This is a genomic window from Shewanella sp. UCD-KL21, from assembly GCF_001957135.1.
In the GTDB taxonomy this organism is placed as follows: Bacteria; Pseudomonadota; Gammaproteobacteria; order Enterobacterales; family Shewanellaceae; genus Shewanella.
In genome coordinates this window covers 18,689-41,626 of record NZ_MPHK01000030.1, presented here as the reverse complement: position 1 = coordinate 41,626, position 22,938 = coordinate 18,689, and the positions used below count along the sequence as shown (strand labels likewise).

At 41.1% G+C, this 22,938-nt stretch carries 17 protein-coding genes; 9 read left to right on the top strand and 8 right to left on the bottom strand.

Going from position 1 to position 22,938, the window contains the following annotated elements:
* Together BM739_RS18730 and BM739_RS18725 are read right to left on the bottom strand one after the other, a co-directional pair.
* A partial coding sequence (locus BM739_RS18730; RefSeq protein WP_175609480.1) for a transposase domain-containing protein occupies positions 1-216 on the bottom strand: 216 nt, incomplete at its 3' end.
* 169 nt (positions 217-385) lie between these two features.
* The gene (locus BM739_RS18725) at positions 386-913 is read right to left on the bottom strand and encodes an Lrp/AsnC family transcriptional regulator (RefSeq protein ID WP_076543149.1); all 528 of its coding nucleotides are present in this window, start codon (positions 911-913) and stop codon (positions 386-388) included.
* A gap of 229 nt (positions 914-1,142) precedes the next feature.
* Here BM739_RS18725 and BM739_RS20600 point away from each other — a divergent pair, with 229 nt between their 5' ends.
* The 8 genes from BM739_RS20600 (at position 1,143) to BM739_RS18695 (ending at position 10,126) form a co-directional block, all read left to right on the top strand.
* Complete coding sequence (locus tag BM739_RS20600; RefSeq protein ID WP_254843593.1) at positions 1,143-1,658, top strand: TonB-dependent receptor plug domain-containing protein; 516 nt, start codon at positions 1,143-1,145, stop codon at positions 1,656-1,658.
* Between the two features lie 57 nt (positions 1,659-1,715).
* The gene (locus tag BM739_RS20595; protein ID WP_254843592.1) at positions 1,716-1,988 is read left to right on the top strand and encodes a hypothetical protein; all 273 of its coding nucleotides are present in this window, start codon (positions 1,716-1,718) and stop codon (positions 1,986-1,988) included.
* A gap of 3 nt (positions 1,989-1,991) precedes the next feature.
* Positions 1,992-3,296 carry a TonB-dependent receptor gene (locus tag BM739_RS20590; RefSeq protein WP_303046105.1) on the top strand — a complete coding sequence of 435 codons (1,305 nt, stop codon included), beginning with the start codon at positions 1,992-1,994 and terminating at the stop codon, positions 3,294-3,296.
* Between the two features lie 64 nt (positions 3,297-3,360).
* A complete protein-coding gene (locus BM739_RS18715) occupies positions 3,361-4,725 on the top strand; it encodes a cytosine permease (protein WP_076543148.1) in 1,365 nt (454 codons plus the stop codon).
* A gap of 112 nt (positions 4,726-4,837) precedes the next feature.
* Positions 4,838-5,977 (top strand): DUF917 domain-containing protein, encoded by a 1,140-nt coding sequence (locus BM739_RS18710; RefSeq protein ID WP_076543147.1) that lies wholly within the window; start codon positions 4,838-4,840, stop codon positions 5,975-5,977.
* Positions 5,978-6,531: 554 nt separating this feature from the next.
* Positions 6,532-7,479, top strand: coding sequence for a diguanylate cyclase (locus BM739_RS18705; RefSeq protein ID WP_076543146.1), 948 nt, complete (start codon positions 6,532-6,534; stop codon positions 7,477-7,479).
* Between the two features lie 231 nt (positions 7,480-7,710).
* Complete coding sequence (locus tag BM739_RS18700) at positions 7,711-8,205, top strand: hypothetical protein (protein ID WP_139326920.1); 495 nt, start codon at positions 7,711-7,713, stop codon at positions 8,203-8,205.
* A gap of 1 nt (position 8,206) precedes the next feature.
* Positions 8,207-10,126 (top strand): bifunctional diguanylate cyclase/phosphodiesterase, encoded by a 1,920-nt coding sequence (locus BM739_RS18695; protein WP_076543144.1) that lies wholly within the window; start codon positions 8,207-8,209, stop codon positions 10,124-10,126.
* 228 nt (positions 10,127-10,354) lie between these two features.
* Here BM739_RS18695 and BM739_RS18690 read toward each other — a convergent pair whose 3' ends face one another.
* The 5 genes from BM739_RS18690 to putP all read right to left on the bottom strand — a co-directional run bounded on the left by BM739_RS18690 (position 10,355) and on the right by putP (position 18,633).
* On the bottom strand, positions 10,355-11,026 hold the full coding sequence (locus tag BM739_RS18690; protein ID WP_076543143.1) for an oligogalacturonate-specific porin KdgM family protein: 672 nt from the start codon (positions 11,024-11,026) through the stop codon (positions 10,355-10,357).
* 462 nt (positions 11,027-11,488) lie between these two features.
* Positions 11,489-14,044 (bottom strand): MMPL family transporter, encoded by a 2,556-nt coding sequence (locus BM739_RS18685; protein WP_175609550.1) that lies wholly within the window; start codon positions 14,042-14,044, stop codon positions 11,489-11,491.
* 195 nt (positions 14,045-14,239) lie between these two features.
* A complete protein-coding gene (locus tag BM739_RS18680; protein WP_076543141.1) occupies positions 14,240-15,676 on the bottom strand; it encodes an MBL fold metallo-hydrolase RNA specificity domain-containing protein in 1,437 nt (478 codons plus the stop codon).
* Between the two features lie 350 nt (positions 15,677-16,026).
* Positions 16,027-17,127: a glutamate 5-kinase gene (gene proB, locus BM739_RS18675; RefSeq protein WP_076543140.1), complete on the bottom strand. Its 1,101-nt coding sequence runs from the start codon at positions 17,125-17,127 to the stop codon at positions 16,027-16,029.
* A 9-nt stretch (positions 17,128-17,136) separates the two neighbouring features.
* Positions 17,137-18,633, bottom strand: a complete 1,497-nt coding sequence (gene putP / locus BM739_RS18670) for a sodium/proline symporter PutP (RefSeq protein ID WP_076543139.1) — start codon at positions 18,631-18,633, stop codon at positions 17,137-17,139.
* Positions 18,634-19,096: 463 nt separating this feature from the next.
* Here putP and BM739_RS18665 point away from each other — a divergent pair, with 463 nt between their 5' ends.
* A complete protein-coding gene (locus BM739_RS18665) occupies positions 19,097-19,588 on the top strand; it encodes a MarR family winged helix-turn-helix transcriptional regulator (RefSeq protein ID WP_076543138.1) in 492 nt (163 codons plus the stop codon).
* 696 nt (positions 19,589-20,284) lie between these two features.
* On the opposite strand, the gene BM739_RS18660 is transcribed toward BM739_RS18665, so the two are convergent.
* Positions 20,285-22,894 (bottom strand): endonuclease, encoded by a 2,610-nt coding sequence (locus BM739_RS18660; RefSeq protein WP_076543137.1) that lies wholly within the window; start codon positions 22,892-22,894, stop codon positions 20,285-20,287.
* Positions 22,895-22,938: the final 44 nt, after the last annotated feature.

Sequence of the window (22,938 nt, the reverse complement as noted above, 5' to 3'; positions counted from 1 at the left end):
GCAGACTTCTTTTATGGATTGATTACGGATTAATCCCATCCACAGCACGAGCCAGACGGCTTGCTGCGCAGGCAAACGACGATTACGGATACTTGCCTTGTTGGCTGAAAGTAATGATTGTTCTATCCACTGTGAATCGATAGCCTCCATTACAGAAGCATAATCTCCACTTTCTTCTACTGACTCATGAACTAACTCAAGCTCTTGCGCAAACATAAAAAAATCCCTACCAGAATACTGGTAGGGATTATCATTCATCTGCAGGATCGTTCAAGTGTTCTTAACCGATCGGCATTATGTCGATACAGGCCTTTTCTTTATAAAAACGATGATACTTTTATCACTGTTTTATATAGCAAACAAAAACACTGCATAGCTATTAAGCTTACTCAGCGCCACGGTCTAAATCTTGACCATTATCATCTAACCACTTCAAACTTGATAACGGATAGCCTAAAAACCACTTGCTGCGTTCAAGTACGATACGGGTCTTAATATTTTTGATACTTAGCTCTGATCTGTCTGAAAGCTCGGTACAGATCTCATTCAGTTTTTTGATATTGGGAAAACAACTCAACGACATATAATCCACATCACCAGCAAGCTGCATGCAATCCATAAATTCTGGAATATCTTGAATAGCACTAACAAAGCGTCGTCGCGACGGTGCAGTGTTATCGGTTAAAGTAAACTCCACATAAGCCATCACATGTTCACAAATCTGCTCTAAATTCACATCCGCATGAAAGGTTCTGAAATAGCCGGCTTCTTTTAACGATTTAACTCGCTGAAAACAGGCACTAGGTGAAAGGTTTACTTTTTCAGCTAATTCAATATTGGTCAAATCTCCTTCAAGATGCAGGGTCGCCAATATTTTTTTATTGTAACTATCAATTTTTACTTTCTTTTTCATTTTCAGAAACCTAGTGTTATTTTATCTATGGTTTTCGCTACCTATAGTGGATTATCCATGATTAATTTGCAAAATGTCCCGTGTTTCCTCTCAAAGCGACAAATTTTTACTGCATTTTTGCTGCATTACAAAATATTATTTTCTGCCAAAGTCCCACAATGGTTATAACGGATCACACAAATGCATAATAACTACATATTTATGCAAGGCAGCCTATGAGGGCCAAAATATGAGTCATACTAATCGTCGTTTTTTCGCAAAATCAATATTAGCCACTGCGGTGGGTTTATCGCTTGTTAGTTCAGCCCACGCTGAGGACAATGAGCCACAAACTGTTGAAGCCACTAGCGGAATTGAGCGCATCGAGATTAGTGCTCGTGGCCGTGTAGAAACCTTACAGAATGTACCCGACTCGGTAACCGCTTTTAGTGCTGATATGCTCCAAAACCAGCGTATTGAAAATTTCAGAGATGTTGCCGACCTCACCCCTAACTTAAGCCAGTTGGACAACTTCAGACCAGGCCTTGCCCGTATCACTATCCGCGGCTTAATCACCCCGCAAGTGGGCGATGCGCCGCTGGCTTTTGTGGTTGATGGGGTCACCGCACCGGATTTAGAATTTATTAACCAAGATTTAGTCGACATTGAGCGTATTGAAGTCATGCGCGGTGCACAGGGGGCACTTTACGGTAAAGGCGCCATTGGCGGCGCAGTGATTGTCACCACCAAAAAACCAACCGAATAGTTAGAAGGCACCATTAAAGGCTCATACGGTAACGGCAATACCTATAATTTAAATGGCGTGGTATCGGGCGCGCTTAATGATGACAGCAGCGCATTTTTCCGTGTTGGCGGTTATACCAAAAACTCTGATGGCTTAATTGATAACGTGTTTTTAGATGAGCCAGCAGATTACTTTTCAGAAGACTCAGTGTTTGCCCAGCTTGAATTTGATCTCACAGACGACACCAGTTTAAACCTGCGCGGCCGTTACACCACCAGCGATGCCGGCTTCGCTTATTATCAAGGCGTCACTGAAGACAGTGCGGAAGACTTTGATATTGGCACCTCGTAAAATATCCGTAATAACGACCAACGTGATGTATATGAAGTCAGCGCCAAACTTACCCAGCATTATGACTTAGGTACCTTTGACTTTATCACTACTTACAGTAGCTCTGAAAACAAACACTTTTACGATGGCGATTACTCCGCCGACCCGACCTTTATTGATGAAGATGATTTTTTCCGTGCCCCTTTTGGTACTGAAGGCTTATTTGATGTGAAATCACTGACGGTTGAATCACGCTTTACTTCTCAAAGTGATCAGGATTTAAGATGGGCAGTGTCAGCTTTCTATCAAGACAAGAAACGTGACAACACTATTAACTTCTTTGACGACTTCTTAGGCGATGTGCCGCTAGACAGAGACGATTTTACTGATGAGATGATGTATCTAACCATCGCCGATAAAAACAGCAGCAAAGCCTGGGCATTATCAGGTCAAATTAACTACGATATTACTGACAAGTTAGAATTAACGGCGGCGCTGCGTTTTGACAGCGATAAACGTGAGTCTTACGATCCTAACTTCCCAGTTGATACGTTTGCAGAGGATACCTTTAGCCAATGGCAACCTAAGGTGACTTTAGCTTATCAAATGAATGAGGAGTTGCTGCTTTATACTGGTTACTCAAAAGGTTTTAGAAGTGGCGGCTTTAACGAGCCAGCAGAAGGCATAAACCGTGTTTACAATCAGGAAGTGTCTGACAGCTACGAAGCGGGTTTTAAAACCACCCTACTCTCAAATAAAGTAACCTTAAACGGCGCGTTATTTGTCATCTCCCAATCTGATGCACAAATTACCCAATTTAATGTCGACAGCTATACCCTTGAAAACCTCGCCATTGATGACGTGCTCACTAAAGGTGCTGAAATCGAATTAGGCTGGGCTGCGACAGAAAATCTCAATGTACGCTTTAATGCAGGCTATATTGACTCAGAAATTAAAGAGTTTACTGATAGACCTGAACTTGAAGGTGAGTCGCAAGCATGGGTGCCTGAGTATACTTATAGCTTATCAGCGGATCATTACTTTCCAATTAGCTCCAATTGGTCGCTGGTATCGCGAGCTGATATTCAGGTGCAAGGGCCACAATATTTTGATATTGAAATCCCGCATATCACCTCGTCAACCTTCACCTCAATTAATGCTGGGGTCGGGTTACAATCTGACGATTGGACGGTGCAGTTATATGTTAATAACTTAACTGACGAACGCACCATCGAAGATATCTTCTTTTATGGTGATGGTGTAACCGATTTAGCCCGTATGCCAAATAAACCGAGAACATACGGTATCGAAGCGATATATAATTTCTAAAGCAAAACATCGTCACTCCCATACAGGCCTCTTAATTAGAGGCCTATTTTTACAAGTAGAACTTATGCCTAACCGTCGGACACCTAGCACTGAACTTATCTCTGAAAACAGCCCTGAGCCAAGCTCTGAATATAGCTCTGAAAATAGTGCAAACAATGATCTATTTGATGATTATGCCACCCGCCCCGTCCCCCAAGATAAAACCGTCGGTGGCATACGCATTGGCATGATAAACGGTGGATTGGCATTTGCAGTGCCCGGTCTAATCACCGGGCTTGAGCTTGGCGGCGCGTTAGGCCTTAGCCAAAGTATTTACGCCTTTATTATTGGCGGCATCATTTTGTCAGTACTTGGCACTGTCACTGGCTTAGTGGGCATGCACAATCGCCTCACCTCATGCATGACCATGAAATTTGTTTTTGGCCTTAAAGGAGCAAACCTGTTAAGCCTTGCGTTTGTATTATCTTTACTGGGTTGGTATGGGGTTAACATCAATCTGTTTAGCGAAGTCTCTCAAGCCCTGTTTCAACAGTTATTTACTGTGACAGTGCCATTGTGGTTATTAGACATTTCAGCGGGAATGTTAATTACCCTTACCACCATTTGGGGCTTTAAGCTGATTGAAAAACTGTCAAGTTTATTCGTGCCGATTCTGTTTATGTTAGTGGCTTATATGCTCTATAAAAGTGTCGGTTATGTCATCGCCCCTGATGCAGTCACCCAATTTGACAGCATTGAGCTCACCTTTGGTGAGGCGGTATCAGCCGTTGTCGGCAGTTTTATTGTCAGCGTGGTATTAATGCCTGACTTTAGCCGTTTTGCAAAAACCACCAATGACACCATCATCGCTTCATTTTTGCCCTTTTTAGTGCTTAACAGCTTCGTTTATATCGCTGCCGCCATGGCAGGTATTGCGGTGCAGCAAAGTGATATTCTGGCGGTCATGCTCACTTTAGGCATTGGTACTTTGGCGTTTATATTGCTCATCATGTCGAGCTGGGTCACCAATGTGGTTAATTTATACAGCGCAGCGCTGGGTTTTAACGCCATAAATATTAGCTGGAAAGAATGGAAAATCATTGTGGTTTCAGGCGTATTAGGCACGATTATCGCTTCATTTAATTTGCTGGCCAATTTTACTGACTTCTTATTTAGCCTCTCGATTATCTTCACTCCTGTCGCGGCGATTTATGTGGTGGATTTTTTCATCGTGCGTAATAAACAGCCTTACCTGTTAAGTGAATTAAACCAGGTTGCTGCAGTTAATTACCTTGCCGTTATCGCCTGGGCGGTGGGTATTGCCACCTCAATGCTGGCTAACCAAGGCTTAATCACCATTACTGGTATCGAAGTATGTGACGCCATTTTAGTCACCGCGCCGACCTACTATTTATTGATGCAAGTTTACGCAAAAAAATCCTTTGCTTAAGCCAGTAAATACATAGATAAGTTTTTGCATCGCCGCTCAAATGGAACACAAATTTTGCAGCATTGGCATAAGATCAACACCATAAAAAGTTTAACTTTAAGAGATATCATTTATGAAAACACTAACAAGAATTGACCTATCAGATATCTTGCACGGCTGCGCCATTTTAGGCACTGGCGGTGGCGGCGAGCTAGATGAAGGCTTTTACTATATTGATAAAGCGCTGGCTGAAGGTAAGACATTTAAGCTTGTTAGTGTTGACGATGTGCCCCAAGGCAAAAAGATTTGCACCCCTTATATGCTTGGCGCTTTATCACCAATGACGCCTGAAGAAGAGCTGCAATATACCCGCTTACCTAAAAGTAACAGTTCATCCATAATGACCGCATTTAGACGGCTTGAAAAATACACTGGCGATGAGTTTTACGGCACCATTTGCTGTGAATTAGGCGGTTCAAATACCGCTATTTCGTTTTACGTGGCCGCCATGGCTAATGGGCATATTATTGATGCCGATGTGGCAGGTCGTGCGGTACCTGAAATAACCCATTCAACCTACTATTTTAATAACATCCCTGCAGCGCCCATTGTCACCGCCAACGAGTTTGGTGAATGCTTTATTTGTGAAAATGTTATTGATGATTTGCGCGCCGAAAACGTAGTAAGAGCCTTATCGATGATAAGCCGTAACGACATTGCCGCAATCGATCATGCGATGCCCATTGAACAGGTTAAAGATGCGGTGATTAAAGGCACGATTTCTAAGGCGCTCGAAATTGGTAAAGCCTATCGATTAGCCAAAGAAACTAACCAAGACATCGCCGATGCCATTGCGAGTCATGGTGGTGGCTATGTGGCCTTTAGAGGCTCGATTGCCAAATATCAATTTAAAACCCAAGAGGGTTTCACCCTTGGGGACATATTTATTGATGGCACAGGTCAACACCTCAATGACCGTTATCATATTGAAGTAAAAAACGAGAATTTAGTGAGCCGCTTAAATGGCGTTGTCGATGTCACCATTCCTGATTTGATTTGCTGCCTAGACATGGATAGCAATAGCCCTATCACTAACCCCAATGTCAGTTATGGCACCAATGTCGCAGTAGTGGTTCTGCCAGCGCCAAAAGAATTTGTCACCGAAAAAGGCCTACAGGCTTTTGGCCCCGCCTATGCGGGCATCGATGCATCCTACCAAGCTGCAGTAGAACGTCACTTCTTACAAGCGGCTAACTCAGAAATAAATGACTAATTTATCGAAGGGGAGAATTAACACCTTTAATAAATTGAATTGCTAAATCCCCTAAATTTAATTGAATAGCCCGTAAAATAGACTTAAATAACCTTATCATTTAACCATAAATAGCTTCATTAAATTGGGTAATAACTGCCATTGTTGCCCAAGGTTAATACCTCCAACAAACTGATTTTTAATTATAGCGCCAGCGAATTTAGGCCGATTTAAAAGTTACGTTATTGCTATTACCCTTAATGTTTACTGCCCCTAAATTGAAGCAAGCAATAAAGAGCTAACAATAATCTCATCACTAAGAAAAACTAAGTTATCACGACTGCTAAGGGATTCGCTAAAACACCTATTTCGCTGAAACATGTCTAACACAGATGTTTTTTAGAGGATGTTTTTTAGAGGATGTTTGCTAATATTAATTTGAGTAGAACAAGGATTGAGCTTATAAAACCAAACCAATAGAACATCTGTATTTACCTGACTAGTAGTCACTGTGAGTGAATAACATGCATTCGTTTCAGTTAGTGAGCGTGAATGAGATTACAGAAGGGTTATAAATGGAAATTTCAGACCTCATAGTGTCCCAACATGACGTTAAAGGCAAAATTTTGGTGGTCGATGACCAAATTGTAAATGTCAAAATAATTAAAAAATTATTGCAAGAAGACTATGATATTTTCATGGCGACCGATGGCGATCAAGTCATCGACGTATGCATGGATTTACAACCAGATATGGTATTACTTGATATCGAAATGCCAACAGTAAATGGTTTTGAGGTATGTAAACAGCTCAAAGCGAATCCACTCACAGCCAATATCGCTGTTATATTTATTACAGCTCATTTTGAAGAAGCCACTGAGGTTAAAGGGCTTCAACTTGGCGCAGTAGATTTTATTCACAAACCCATTAACCCCATCATCACCAAAACCCGGGTTAAAAATCAATTGATGCTCAAACAGCAATCGGATTTACTGCGCTCTTTTGCCATGTACGATGCGTTAACAGGTGTCGCTAACAGACGTCAGTTTGACCAGCGTTTTGCCGCAAATTGGCGCCATTGTATTCGAGATAAAGAGCCTATTTCCATCATCATGTTAGACATTGATGTCTTTAAGCAATACAACGATAACTATGGTCACCAGCAAGGAGATAATTGCCTAGCCCTGGTTGCCAAAACAATTCAACAGACGCTGAAACGTCCTTGTGATTTAGTGGCTCGTTACGGTGGTGAAGAATTTGTGTGTATTTTGCCACAAACTGATTTTTGTGGCGCTGAACATAAAGCCAAATCAATAATCGATAACATCAACGCGCTAAAAATCGAACACGGCTTTTCAAATGTATCAGACTACATCACCGTCAGTGCAGGCGTAGCGACCGTTGTACCTCATAAGGAAATGCAGCAAGATATGTTATTGGAACTTGCTGATAAGCAACTTTATCTTGCTAAATCTAATGGAAGAAACCAAGTCGCCAGCATAGAAATAAGCAATATTTCCTAGTGGTTATTATTTGTGATTGAACAAAATATTTGGATATAAAAAAGTATAACTTAATGACATAAAGCTCATTTAGATTACGTTTTTCAACACGCATTTAGGAAAATATAAACGATTTTGAAATACATATGAGCGCTAGCTAGTGTTTTTTAAATATTGTTGCTGAATTATCTGCATAATGAGCTAGTTAGGTCTATAGTTTATTATAAGCTTATGAATGGATTCGGGATGCTTATGTCGTTAGGACAATTTTTAAGGCCTTATGCCAAACTTTTATTGATTACATTGTCAGGATATACCTTTGTTTTTGCCGGTTTGCTGTTACTCGCATTTCAATTAAACAATGAGATACATGACTTTACCTCTCAAACCAATAAACTCTACCAACACCCTTTTCAAGTGAACGCCGCTGCGCGTATTTCACGACAATCAATTACAACCCTTGGAAACCAGCTACTCTATGGCCTCATTGACCAAAGTAATGTTAGGCGTGACAGCTTTGTTGCTGAGACCGACAAAATACAAACTGCATTGGCTGATAATTTAGAAATCATCCAAACAAATTTTTTAGGTGATATGACCAAAGTCACCGAGGCAATTTCATTTACTTTACAGCTTCAGCGCACTCGACAAGACATTATTGAATTGCTTATAAACAATGACATTACCAATGCTGAAAAACTGATAAAAAAATCAGGCGCCCCCCTTGTATCAAGCTTTAATGAATAGAATGGACTATATCGTTGACTACTCTTCAAACAAAGCGGCTAATTTAGTAATACAGGCTCAACAAAGAGGTGAAAAGTCACACACAAAATTGTGGATTCTATTTACTGCATTTGCACTATTTACGGTTTTCTCAGGCTGCATTACAGCCACAATGGTACTAAGAAACTTATTTAACCGTGATAGTAGCCTAAAAAAAGCGCATGAAAATTTGCGGGTCGCTGCAACCGCTTTTGAAACCCAAGAAGGCATGCTGGTCACTAATGCCGATAACAAAATATTACGCGTCAATCGCGCCTTTTCTAGGATCACCGGCTATGATGCCGATGAGGTCATAGGTCAAAATCCGAGTGTTTTATCTTCCGGCAAGCACAAAAAGCCGTTTTACCTACAGATGTGGAAAATAATCAAAGAGCACGGTTATTGGGAGGGTGAAGTTTGGGATAAAAGAAAAAATGGCGATGTATACCCTCAAAAGCTGACCGTCACTGCGGTAACTGATAATCATTCTGTTATCACCAACTATGTCGGCACTATCAGCGATATTACTCTCAATAAGGAAGCTGAGAAAAAAATTGCCGATTTGGCATATTTTGACCCATTAACTCGGCTACCAAACCGTCGACTTCTCATGGATCGTCTCAACCATGCTTTGGTTACAAGTACGCGCAATGACCACAAAGGAGCATTACTGTTTTTAGACCTAGATAATTTCAAAACTCTAAACGACACCTTAGGCCACGATATGGGAGACATACTCCTAAAAAAAGTAGCCAAACGGCTGGTACAGTGCATTAGAGCAAGCGACACTGTGTCTCGTTTTGGCGGCGACGAATTCGTAATTTTAATTGAATCATTGAGTAGGAAATCAACGATAGCTGCAACACAAACTAAAGATATTGCCAAAAAAATACTCACTTCGATTAATTTACCTTATCAGCTTGATGGCCATGATTTTTCTATTAGCACCAGTATTGGTATTACTTTATTTAACAGCCAAAAGACCTCTGTTGATGAATTGCTGAAACAGGCCGATATCGCCTTATATCAAGCTAAAGACGACGGCCGTAATTCAATGCGATTTTTTGACCCGCAGATGCAAGAAAATATCTCTAATCGTGTCGCCCTTGAAGAAGAATTAAATAATGCTATTGAAAATGAACAATTTGAACTTTATTACCAAGTTCAAGTAGACAAGCATAACAATCCATTAGGTGCTGAAGCGCTACTGCGCTGGAACCACCCGATAAGAGGGCTAGTACCGCCATTAGAGTTTATTTCGGTAGCGGAGCAAAATGGTTCAATTATTTCAATTGGTCAATGGGTATTAGACGCGGCCTGTGCACAACTGCAATTATGGCAGCAAAATAGCTCAACTGAATCACTCACCTTAGCGATCAATGTCAGTGCTAGACAATTTCATCAAGACAATTTTGTTGCAACAATAAAATCTACCTTAACACGCCATAAGGTTCGCCCTGAATTGCTGAAGCTAGAATTAACCGAATCAATTCTATTAAATGATATTGATAAAACCATAGTAAAAATGAACCAAATAGCGGCATTAGGCATCAAGTTTTCACTGGATGACTTTGGAACCGGCTATTCATCTTTACAATATTTGAAAAAACTCCCTCTTTTTCAACTTAAAATAGATAAATCTTTTGTCGATGGTTTGGCTGAAGGTAAGTGCGATCAAGAAATTGTCCGCACCATCATATCAATGGCACATAATTTGGGTTTAAGCGTGATAGCAGAGGGAGTAGAAGATGAATCACAGCGACAGATTTTATCAAATGAAGGCTGCAGCCACTATCAAGGTCATTTGTGTGGCAAACCTGAAACTATCGGTAAATTTGAAGTTCGATTTTCACAAGCTGATACCTTATCAACACCAGTAGCATTAACCGCCATTTTAAACTGATTCAGTGTTAAAGGTTAATCAGAATAATTATCTGTTGCGATAGCTGTTAACTTTTTCAATAGCTACCTAAAGCAATAACAGTTTTCAGAAGGCTTACCTTTGCAGATAAACCTTCAGAAATAAGGTTAGCACTAAGCTTAGGGCTATGTTTAAGGCTAAGTTAAAGACTCTGTTTAAGACAAAGTTTCAAACTAAGTGACCGCTAACGCTGGATGAAATTAATGTATCTTAATAACTATAAGTTAACCCTATTCGAGTACGTAATTCACGATCAGGGCTGTCATTGCTGACATTGGTATCACCAAATTCTACATATGGTGTCCACTGACCCATCTTACGCGCCACGGTCAGGTTCAACTCATAGTTGGTGTCACCATTATCATAAATATTGTAATCCACCGCCTTATACAAATCCGCCTCAAAACCAAATTTCCAATCACGTGTCGTATAACCAAAACCTGTGGTTAATCTATGGCGCTGTTTATCAACATCTGAATTGTTTCTATAAAAATCATGACGATAACGAGCGGTTAACGTTAAACCTGGAATACTATCAACAGCATAGTTTACGCGTATTTGCGGTTTGTAAGTCATCCCCTTTTCACGAGCCTCAATTGGCATACCAGGCACAACAGTCCAGTTATCATTAATTTTAAAGCGATAATCTAAACCTAATTCCCAGCCATTATTTTGGCTGGATTTTTTATCTGAGCCATCAACAGGCTTGAATTTAAGCTCGCCACTATAATTAAAATTACCAATACTGCTACCTATTTTGACACGAGTCGACTCACCAGACTCTGAGCAAAACTCTTGGCGAACATTAAAAGATGCCGCCGAAACACTAGAGCAAGCAAAAAGAGCGGCGCAGCCACATAACAGTACTTTTTTAGCCATCATTACAATAAATCCTCACATCATATCTGTGATACATCGAATCAAAAGCCACAGATGAACCAATTAGATATTCAAATGACACCTTTAACAAATCATACAATATTGCAATTTAGTAGCACCTTATAAGATGAGAGCTAGATCAAAATGATACAAACCACAGCAAAAACTCGCTAATTAACCGTCTATTCGCTTGCAAATGTTACGTAATCGTTCAACAAAGGAGCGTAAACACCCTAAAATGTAAATAATAGGCACCACGAATTGTTATAATTTTGCTGTCAGCATTGTTAGGAATGGCCATTATTGTATTACAAATATGTAGTTTTAGGCTGAGAGGTTATTTATAAAAGGCAAAAGTGCCATGTAAAAAACACCGTGGTGATATGTAGAAATTCAGAGAGTAAAAGCCAATGTCCCTATCGGCATTTTAAAATAACGACAATTTAAGCAAAGACCATAATTAGCTTATTTTAGCGAATGGCTGGGGTGCATCTTTTTCACACTAAACAATAAAGCGGGTAATACCGTTAAACTGTAAAAAAGTAAAAAGCCGATGGCGATGGTGAGTAAAAAACCAATGCTATACATGCCTCGGTGATCAGCCAGTAACAAGGAGCCAAACGTCGCCATTGTGGTTAGTGAACTCAACACAGCCGCTCTTGGGGTTGATGATTGATAAAAGGCTCTCGCAGAGCCCACTGCCCGAAAACGTTCAACGATGTGAATACCATTATCGACCCCCAAGCCAAATATCAATGGAATCACAATAATGTTGGCCATATTTAACGCTTGGCCACTCCAATGGGCCACCGCCATGGTCGATAAGGTGGTTAATAACAGCGGTATAAAAGTCAAAATAACATCGCGTTTATGTTTTAGCGCTAGCAACAAAATGACGGCTATCAGTAATAATGAATAAGTGATTGCCTGTAAAAATGCGTTAATAATAATATTACCCACTTGCTGCTCGGCCACAGGTCTTCCAGTTGCATTAGGCGCGACCTCTTGTACCAACTTAATAAATCTATCCAGCTGTTTAACATCACGCATATCGCCTGCTGGATAAGCCACGACTAATAAATATTGCTCGTTTTTATAGCGCTGAGACAACGCCGCAGGAATATCATCATAGCTTGGTGCCGGCGCTTGCATTAACTGAGCTAAACTTTGCTGCATAAGTTGTAATGGCGCCAATGCATGTTGATTAATTTGCTTCGCAAGAGTGAGTTCATCATTATTTTTGAGCCAATCTAAGGTAGCTTGTGTAATCACGCCTTGGGCATAATCAGCTCTGGCTAAGTTTTGCTGCAAGCTTGCAAGGCTATCTAATGACTCTATTGGCGCATTGGCGGCTGATAATGTTTGCTGCAATGCTGCTTGTTTTAGCGCTCTATCTGTGGCTAAAAATGAATTAATTGAAATAACATTGCTCACTTCAGCTAAACCAGACAATTGTGATTGCCACTTAGCCGCTTGTTGTGGTGATGTCGCTAGCATCATCATTTGATAGCTTGAGGTTAAGCCTTGTTGTTGGATTTCTTCAAGGGTTTTAACTGATTCAGATTTCACTGATTTTAATACCAACGTCGAGAAATCAAATTCCATTTTACTGGCACCATAGCCAGAAATGCCGAGAGCTATCGCGGCGAAAAGCACCACAATTTTGTGATGTTTTGGCAGCCAAAAATCATCGTCGCTGGCATATTGAAGCTGAGTATCACTGTTTTCAGTCCCAATGTTAGCCTTAAAACCATGGGGGCGCGGGTAGCCAAAAATAAAGAAAAAAGTCGGAATAACGATAAAGGTTGCCAGCAGCCCCATTGCCATCCCCGCCGCTGAAATAACCCCTAATTCAGCAAGCCCGGTATACGCGGTAGGATAAAAGCCAAGAAACCCAATGGCAGAGGTTAATGCGCACAAACTAAGTGGCGTAAAAGTGCCGCGAATTGCCGCCATTAAGCTGGCGAAATTGGTAGGCTGCAGCGCTTGCTCTTCTCGTAGTCGCAGACAAAAATGAATCGCAAAATCGACACCTAAACCAATAAACATCACCAGAAATACAATGGAAATGGTGTTGTATGAACCCACCAGAAATAATCCAAGTGCGAGCGTCCACACTAAACCAATAATCACCGCCACATAGCTGGCAATGATGATGCGTAATGAGCGAATACCAAATCCCAATACTACAATCAGCCCTATCAGCGACATGGTACCCGCTAAGGTTACACTGTTGTTGGCGTCACTGATTTCGTCATAGTCCAACGCTGTCTGACCAGTAATGCGAATTTGCACTGCATCATTATCACTGTATTGATGGATAATATTTTGTGCGGTTTCGATGATATATTTATTCGGCTGTTTTTGATCGTTCTGAGGTTGTGCATTTAAGCTAATAATTTGATAAATAGTACCACGACTTGGTGGCATCAATACCTCAAACCAGTCAACACTGCCCTGCTTTTCCGCCAGTTGGTTTAATACGTTAATTAACAGCTTAGCGGCTTTAATGTCATCAGTTTCAATAGCATGATTTAATTGTGCTAATAATTGTATCCCTGCATCATTTTGCTCATTTGTGCCATTAGTCTCAACCGACATGACCGCCTGAAGTTTTGGCATTATGCTGGCAATATTGGCATTAAAATCAGTAAAGTCTTGCTCGGGTAACAACCACAAGGCTTGCTGTTTAAGCCAAGGCAAGGTTGCTGGCGCAAATACGTCGTTAAATAAGGGCTGTGCAGAAAAGTCCGCTTGTAGCGCTTCAGTCATAGTTTGTACTTGCTGACGATTATCGCCAGAAATCACAATGACTAGACCATTTTCAGAGTCGCCAAATTCATTAACCGTCTTAGTTAAGTTGTCCTTCCATGGGGCATTTTGCTGAACCAGGCGATCTAGGTTGGAGTCAACCACGAAATTATTTTTACTGTAGATAATAGAAATAGTGGTCATTAGCCCAATAAAGAGCAATGACAATAAAAACGGCCATGTTTGTTTTGAAAAAAACCAATGTTTCACAAGTGAGCTTCGCAGATTAAGTAGATAGCGACATTATAGTCTTGATAATCACCCATGTGGCAATGACATAAGCAACAACAATGATAATTTGTCATAGGAAAAGGCTGTAATGAACATATGTATTAAGGTGCATTAGCAGTCAACGTCAGCAAAAAAACACTATTGCTCAATGACAGCACCGCTGAATAACATCATTCAACACCAAACCAGCTGCGGTAGGCCATTTAAATCCAGTTTATCGCCATGGGCTGCTATCGCAAGCGCTTGGGGCGCAGATGATTTATCTTGCTGTAATGCATCCACCAACCCTTGCTGCGCCAAGGTTTCACCGTGGACTAATATCAATGGTGGTCGATGATTAAAATGACGATACCAGCGCAGTAATTCAGCTTGATCTGCATGGGCAGACAAGCCGCCTATGGTATGTAGCTTAGCTGCCACTTTTACCGATTTTCCGCGAATAGTCAGTTCAGGCTGACCATCTACCAGCGCTCTGCCCGGTGTACCTTCTGCTTGATAACCACAAATAATGACATCACATTCAGGACGCCACAAATTATGCTCGAAATGACAACGAATTCGCCCACCGTTACACATACCACTACCAGCGATAATGATTAGTCCCTTATGTACCTCGTTTAATAGCATCGACTCATCGGTGCTTTGAGTAAACTCCACATTAGATAATAGTGGGTGCTCACCTGGATGCATGCGGGTAAAGCGTTTAAAGTCTTCATCCATTAGCGGGTAATTATTGATATACACCCGAGTCGCCTCGATAGCCATCGGACTATCTAAGCAAATTTTCCAACGGGACAAATCCCACTCTTTGGCATACAAATGGAACAAATACAGTAACTCTTGTGCCCGCCCCACCGAAAATGCCGGTAACAATATATTGCCGCGACTTTCGGTTATCGCTTTAGCGAAAATTTGTTTTAACTCAGCAATGGTTTCATCCCAACTGCGGTGTAAACGGTTACCATAGGTACTTTCCATTAACACTAAATCAGCATTATCAATTAAGGTCGGGTCTCGTAAAATTGGCATGCCTGCGCGGCCAAGATCGCCACTAAATACGATGTTTTTTTGCTGACTACCCTCGCCAAGTTGTAACGCAACAATAGCCGAGCCTAAAATATGCCCAGCGTCAAACAGTGTTACGCTGAGATGGGGCGCAAGCTGAGTGTCTATCTGATAATCAAGCGGCACGAACTGCGATAGCGCCTTATCAACATCTTGTTCATCAAATAAAGCGGCAATTGGTTCGAGCTGTTGTTTCTTACGTTTTTTATTCAGCCGTTCATTATCTCGCTGCTGCAACATAGCGGCATCTTTTAGCATTACCTTGCACAGTTCAGCGGTGGCTTTATTGGTATAAATAGGGCCATCAAAACCTAACTTTGCTAATAAAGGCAAACGGCCGGAATGATCAATATGGGCATGACTTAAGACCACTGCATCGATAGTGTTTGCCTCAAAAGCAAACGGCTCATGGTTTCGCAGTTCAACCGCCCTGCCACCTTGAATTAAACCGCAATCTAGCAACACTTGTTTACCGTCGATAGTTAATAAGTGACAGGAACCTGTTACCTCTTGGGTTGCCCCTAAAAAACGCAGTGTCATTTCCATGGTAACTTCCTCGGTTTTCCCCTTATGCTGTTCCTTAATCATAGACTATGACAATAAGTTAGATGCTAATAAGCCATTGGTAAGTGCTTATTATTAAGAGATAGAGAAGTGCAAAAAAAGTGAGTGTGGAGAAAAAGTCAATAAGTTAAAAATACACAGGCAATAACTCACTGAAAGTCAGTGATTAATAGCCCTTTAATCCGATAGGCTCTATAACAAGAATCAAACGAGAAAGGGTATTTTTTGTGACTTAAGTTTGTTGCTCAGTTGTATCGGTCACGTCAGTTGCATCATTTGAAATAGCGCCCTAGCGGCGCGATTAGCATTGGCTGATAATATTCAGATTAGACTCATGTTCTTTGCAAAACGGCGAGATTTATCGGTGAAATAATTGAGTTATTCTGTGGCTGACTGGCTACAATTTCACCAACACCGGCTTCTTGGGTGAGATAGTTAAGTAAACAACTGCTGTAATTTGATGTGGCCTTTGCCACTTGTGAGCCATCATCAGTGCGGATTAATATGGTATCACCCACTGCAAACTCGCCTTTTACCGAAACAATGCTAGCACTGGTGATCACATCATCATGCTGACTAATCGCTGCATGTTGATCTTCTATCACTACCTCACCTCGCTCGCGCACTGTATGAGTCATCCAATGCTGCTCAGGTGACATCGGGGTTTTACAGGACACAAAATGAGAGCCAGGGTTTTCATCTTGCAGTAAGGCGCTAAAGGTTTGATGATTAAAGCCATTAACAACATAAGTATCAATGCCATGAGCCACGGCTTTTTCAGCTGCCTCTATTTTGGTTTGCATGCCGCCAGTGCCCATTGAGCTGGTTGCGCCGCCCGCCATTTTATAAATAGCCTCGTCAATCACATCAATGGTTTTAATCAATTTTGCATCAACATGTTGCTGGGGATTTTTATCAAACAAGCCATCAACGTCGGTACAAAGGATTAAGCCATCAGCCCCCGTCGATGCCGCAACCATAGCGGCTAGATTATCGTTATCACCCACTTTTAACTCTTCAGAGGTCACCGTATCGTTTTCATTCACGATAGGTAAGACCCCATGCTCCAATAAGGATTCTATGGTTTCTTTAATGCTGGCATAGCGTTCTTTATTACATAAATCAGCATGAGTCAGAAGAATTTGCGCGGTGGGAAAGTCAAATAACTTATCCCACACCGCCATCATATTGGTTTGTCCTGCGGCCGCCATGGCCTTTTTTAGGGCAATTGACGGTGATTTAACATCAATCCATTGACGACCAGCAGCAACTGAGCCAGAAGAAACCAAAATAACTTGTTTGCCCTGCTTTCGACAACGAAGTATAAATTGCGCAATACTCAGCAGGTGATGCGAACTACAACCATTGTTTTCAGGGGCAATTAACGCACTACCCACCTTTATCACCAATCGTTGATTGGATTTAATAGACATGAGTAGACCTTATGATAATTGTTGAATTAATTGATGATTAACATCTTTAAATGTTTTTTGAATCTCATCAGATGGTGCCTTGGTCACTAAACTCACTAACCAAATCGATAAGCCACTGATGAAAAAGCCTGGCAGCATTTCATATACCAAACTGCTGAGGGTTTCACCATTAGTTAATACCGGTGCAAAAATCCAAAATAAAACCGTCACAGTACCCGTAATAATCCCGGCTAATGCGCCTTCGTAGGTGACTTTTTGCCATAATAAACTAAATAAAATCAGCGGCCCAAATGCTGCGCCAAAACCTGCCCAAGCATTACTGACAATAGATAAAATACTGCTTGATGGATTCATTGCGATAAAAGAGGCCACAACAGCAACACCAAATACACAAAGTCTGCCAATATTTACCGCGGTTTTATCCGAGACGGCTTTTTTGCTGTAGGCGCGATAGATATCTTCTGTTAGTGAACTTGAAGACACCAGCAATTGTGATGAAATGGTACTCATCACCGCCGCTAAAATGGCTGCTAATAAAAAGCCGCCGATTAAAGGATGAAATAACACTTCAGAAAAGAAAATAAAGATAGTTTCAGGATCGGCAAGTGTGACTTCAAATTTACGCGTATAAGCCACCCCAGTTAGCCCCGTGGCTAAAGCGCCAATAATGGTCACTGTCATCCAGCTCATACCGATCCGGCGAGCTGTTTTGATATTTTTGACTGAATCGATGGCCATAAACCTAACAATTATATGCGGCTGACCAAAGTACCCCAGCCCCCATGCCAAGCTAGATAGCAGTGAAATCATGGTTAACTCAGATAAGCTTTCGCTAAAAGGAGGAATGGTTTCAAGTGAATAACTCATCATACTTGCGGGACTATCAAAATGGGTGAACGCCACAACAGGCACTAAAATAAGGGCGATAAACATAATCACACCTTGTACAAAGTCAGTCATGCTTACGGCTAAAAAACCGCCCATCAAGGTATAAGCCACCACCACTAGCATGGTAATAATAACGCCGGTTTGATAGTTCATTGCAAAAGCGGTTTCAAATAACTTACCACCACCGACAAGACCTGCTGAAGTGTATAAGGTAAAAAAGATAATGATCACAACCGCTGAAATAAGACGGATTATGCCATTTTCTTTATCAAATCGTTTTCCAAAAAAGTCAGGTAGGGTTAATGAGTCATTGGTTTTTTCAGTGTACAAACGCAGCTTAGGTGCAACCAGTTTATAGTTTGCCCATGCGCCAATCACTAAGCCTAGTGCAACCCAAATAGTATCAAACCCTGAAACAAAAATGGCACCGGGTAACCCCATAAGCATCCAACCACTCATATCAGATGCACCAGCAGATAATGCGGTCACTTGAGGGCTAACTTGGCGGCCGCCCAGCATATATTCGGAAAGATTAGCAGTGGATGTTTTTGCGGCGTAGATACCGATACCTAACATGAGTACAAAATAAATCCCTAATGAAATAAAGGTATATTCCATTATTTAACAGCCTTATTGATTTTTGTTAGCGGATAAAAAATATAAGTACTAAGAATTAACCATAAACATATTAATCCCACTGTATGTTTCGCTATTTCAACTGAACGTGTTGTTAATTGTTGCAGATAACTGGGACTGTCACATGAACTGGTTTCGCCTTGCATTTAATTCTACCTCTAATAATTAGTACTCTAACTATTATGTTATAGACTTATTACACTAAGATCAACCGAGCAACCGCCAAGCTGATGTTTTACAGTAGCTTAATGACAGTAAAACCATACAGCATGAAAATAAATCATTTGAGTTAATCCCATTTTTAAAAAATGGTTATTATTTAAAAGCAAAAATGATTAGTATTCGACTCGAAAACAGCTAAGACTTATTGCTAATAGACAATATGGACTGATAAAAAATAAGGTTAGTGTTATCCTACACTCATGGCTAATCACTAGAAGAAGTAATGGAAAAATACGAAGAACTATTAATATCGATACGTAAAGTGATTCGAGCAATTGATTTGCACTCAAAACAGTTGAATAAAAAGTCTGGCATAACCGGACCTCAATTAATGATCATGCAAGAAATCGCCGGTATTAATGGTGTTACAGCAAGTCAAGTGGCTAAAAATATCAACTTGAGCGCTGCAACTGTGACTAACATTTTAGACCGCTTAGAAAGCAGAAATTTGATTCAAAGAGTCCGAAGTGAGCAAGATAAAAGACGGGTCAGTTTATATTTATCTGATGAGGGCAAGGCTTGTTTACTTGAAGCGCCGAAGCCATTGCAGGAGCATTTTATTCAAAATTTCTGTGCATTAGAAGAATGGGAACAGTCTCAGCTTTTATCATCAATGCAACGTATTGGTTCTATGATGGATGCCAACGAACTCGATGCCGCGCCAGTTCTTGAGGTCGATCCCATTTATAAAAGCACTGAATTACCTGCTGAATAACCATCACAATGGCTAGAGAATAGAGCCAATTAATAAACTAGAGGGGTAAAATGGAACTTATAATATCCCTCTATTTACGTAAATCAGCCTCTACAGCCAAAGGTTAGAATTCACAGTTCCGTGCCCAGAGTTCAGATAATCACTGCAACGCTATAACGAAAATTGCCACTCATCTTAAAGTTCACTCACCATAATGACTGACAGTCATAACTCTTAAAACCTCAACTTAATTGAAATGTCTGCTTTTCGTTATTTTCGTTAACCCCTTCCCATATAGACTGTTAAGGCCAATGTTATGGTCTAATCTCAGACGAAGCATGTAGCCCAGGCTCTTTGCCTATGGATAAGAATGTACTGGCCTTGGTCAAAGTGATGAATGAGGCAAACAAACTAATTACAGCAATCTGTCATGGATCCATATATGCTTTTGATGGCTAGATTGTAAAAGGTCGCAAAATCTGTGGTGCATGAAATATTTAAACAGTTCTAAAACATGCAGGCGCGTTTATTAAAAACACTCTGAAAACGGTAGGATTTATACAATTCAACTGAAAATAAAAAATCCACCAGCACAAAGCAAGCTTCGTATTGGTGGACTTTTATTAAGCCCTTGTAACTGGGCTATTTTCTTAAGTACTGTTTATTTCTAAGCTATATATTTCTCAAATTTGAACTCAAAAATACAGCTTCAAAAGCTTAAGATTGACGACGGCGCCATAACAGCGGTAATAGCATTAGCAAGCCAGCGCCTAAGCTACCCGCGCCATCTGGCTTAGTCCAACCATTATCATCTTGGATGTTTTTCACATTGATGCTAACAGTTGTACTGTATTGCTCTTCGCCGTCAGTCACGACAAGTTCAAACACTAATGTTTGATCTACCGACACTGCAGGAGCTGTTACATTAAGCATTAAGCCGTCTGTAGTATACTCAGCTGAACTACCAGATACTTGATTCCAGCTGTATTGTAACCCGGCTGGCTCATCGGCAATGACAGCTGTGATCACTGTGCTGTCACCTTCATTTAGCTCAGTGTTACCACTAAAGCTAATATCAAAGGCTAACGGTACATTCACCACTGTCACACTGACGACTTGTGTAGTTTCAAGCGTGCCATCACTTACCGTTAGGGTAAATTGTAGTGGCGTATCGCTAGTTACTTCAGGTGCTGTTAGCGCAAGAATTGAACTTAAAGCATCAAACTCTAGTTCTGGACCTGCAGTTTGCTCCCAGCTAAAGCTAAGTTCAGCTTCGTCTTTAGCAACGGTTTCTGAAGCATCGATAATAAACGCTTCACCTTCGTTAACAGATTCTGGCGCAGCTATGATCACATCAACATCTAGCTCTGGCTCAAGTGGATCATCACATTGCTCACCATAAACCGCTTGTACCCACTCTGGGTAATCAATATACGGGTTACGGTTGCCTTGATAGGTATAAATTGCATCATTACGCTGAAGATCGGCATCGTCGACGGGATCTTGATGATGCCAAGCGTAAAGCGTACATAACTTGCCGTGAAGCGGTTCATTATTAGAAACTTCATCACTCGTTGTCATACGATCAACAGCAATCAAATCAGGCATATTAGAATCGTTACCTTGATAACGTGTATCCATATACATGATCATCCGTGCTACATCACCTTTAACTTCATCTCTTGGCTCAAAACAGCGACCGCTAGAATCAACAAAGTTTCCTGGTGCATCAGCTACTTCTGTAGCGTTATCACCACATTCAGCAAAATCATAATTACTACGAGTAGAGTTAACCTTCACATTCGTCGGACGTAAGTGATGAGCATCGGTGTAACCAAGTTGAGACTCACTTGGGAAACCATGACTTTTAGCCCAAACGTGTTCACGGTTCCAATCACTGGTATTGCCGCCATTATTTTGCTTAGAAACAGATAGACCTGTATAAAGCTCAATAACGTTGCTACTGTTGGCCGGATCTTCATCTGAGTAAGTAAGCGCTGTCCACACTTCTTTATAGCTCAATTGCTGATGACCATTAGTAATGCTAATTGAAATCGCATCTTTCATTGCTTCAGCATCGTCAAAGCTACCACTAAGTACGTCGGTATAATAAACGTTAGGCTCAAAAACATCAGGGTCAGCGACAGGAGTTAGCTCGACACAATTATTACAAGGTGTTGGATCGGGTTCTGGATCTACTGGTGTATCACCACAAGCAACTTCGCCCATACAACCTAGGCCATCAGCAGTGTCTATATCAAAGGTAACCCACTGATTATTTGTTCCAGGGAAGTCACCGTACGCATCGCTGTTACCTGCTGTGATGCTAGCTTTACGTCTTAAGGTTTTATCTTTGGTTGAGAAGTCTGGATCATTTGGATCTGTCCATGCACCATCAGGTCTTTCACCAAGTTTACCAATACGGTCAATAACCACATCGTCCTTGGTCAACATTAATGCGTCATCACCATTAAAGTAAGTCACTGTTGATTCAGTGCCTACTTTAAACTCATCCGCTGCGCCACTGTTATGAAACACAATGCTTTCACCCGCAGCCAACATACCTGTCAGTGTTTCACTATTACCAGGCTCTGTAGCGCCGTTAGTATATAGTGTCAGTTTGTACTGAGCGGCATCTAAGTCAATTGCACTGCCACCGACATTGGAAAGCTCAATGGCTTTGTTATTACTACTGCCTTCAATATATTCAGTAATTATGAGTACACCAGGCTCAGCAACACAAGCACCTTCACCAGGACAACCTAGTCCATCAGCAGTGTCTTTTTCAAACACAACCCATTGATTATTAGCACCAGGGAAGTCTGCTGAGGCGTCTGTATCACCTGTGGTAATACTGGCCTTGCGTCTTAGGGTTTTATCTTTAGTCGAAAAGTCTGGGTCGTTTGGATCTGTCCAAGCGCCATCAGGTCGCTCACCCAACTTACCCACACGATCAATAGTTGCGCCATCTTTGGTCAGTACTAATGCATCATCGCCATTAAAGTAAGTGACTGTAGATTCAATACCGACTTTAAACTGCTCATCAGCACCTGCATTGTGATAAACAATGCTGCTACCCGCAGCTAAATTACCCGTTAAAACAGCTGTATTACCTGGGTCAGTTGCGCCGTTAGAGTATAGGGTTAACACATATTGATAGGCATCTAGGTCAATATTACTATCGCCAAGGTTCGAGATTTCAATCGCTTTATTATTACTACTACCTTCAACATATTCGGTAATAACCAAATCAGCATGAGCAGCTGTTGAAGCAGTGGCTAAAAGCAGAGTGATTGCCTTCGCCACTGAAGTGATTTTATTATTCATAGTGTTATCTTATTATTAGGTGGTGAGGTGTCACCGAAATGAAC

Coding starts and splice junctions, on each gene's coding strand:
- BM739_RS18700 (WP_139326920.1), top strand. CDS start 7,711: ATGTCGTTAGGACAATTTTTAAGGCCTTATGCCAAACTTTTATTGATT.
- BM739_RS18680 (WP_076543141.1), bottom strand. CDS start 15,676: ATGGAAATGACACTGCGTTTTTTAGGGGCAACCCAAGAGGTAACAGGT.
- BM739_RS18725 (WP_076543149.1), bottom strand. CDS start 913: ATGAAAAAGAAAGTAAAAATTGATAGTTACAATAAAAAAATATTGGCG.
- proB (WP_076543140.1), bottom strand. CDS start 17,127: ATGTCTATTAAATCCAATCAACGATTGGTGATAAAGGTGGGTAGTGCG.
- BM739_RS18705 (WP_076543146.1), top strand. CDS start 6,532: ATGGAAATTTCAGACCTCATAGTGTCCCAACATGACGTTAAAGGCAAA.
- BM739_RS18710 (WP_076543147.1), top strand. CDS start 4,838: ATGAAAACACTAACAAGAATTGACCTATCAGATATCTTGCACGGCTGC.
- BM739_RS18715 (WP_076543148.1), top strand. CDS start 3,361: ATGCCTAACCGTCGGACACCTAGCACTGAACTTATCTCTGAAAACAGC.
- putP (WP_076543139.1), bottom strand. CDS start 18,633: ATGGAATATACCTTTATTTCATTAGGGATTTATTTTGTACTCATGTTA.
- BM739_RS18690 (WP_076543143.1), bottom strand. CDS start 11,026: ATGATGGCTAAAAAAGTACTGTTATGTGGCTGCGCCGCTCTTTTTGCT.
- BM739_RS18695 (WP_076543144.1), top strand. CDS start 8,207: ATGGACTATATCGTTGACTACTCTTCAAACAAAGCGGCTAATTTAGTA.
- BM739_RS18660 (WP_076543137.1), bottom strand. CDS start 22,894: ATGAATAATAAAATCACTTCAGTGGCGAAGGCAATCACTCTGCTTTTA.
- BM739_RS20600 (WP_254843593.1), top strand. CDS start 1,143: ATGAGTCATACTAATCGTCGTTTTTTCGCAAAATCAATATTAGCCACT.
- BM739_RS18665 (WP_076543138.1), top strand. CDS start 19,097: ATGGAAAAATACGAAGAACTATTAATATCGATACGTAAAGTGATTCGA.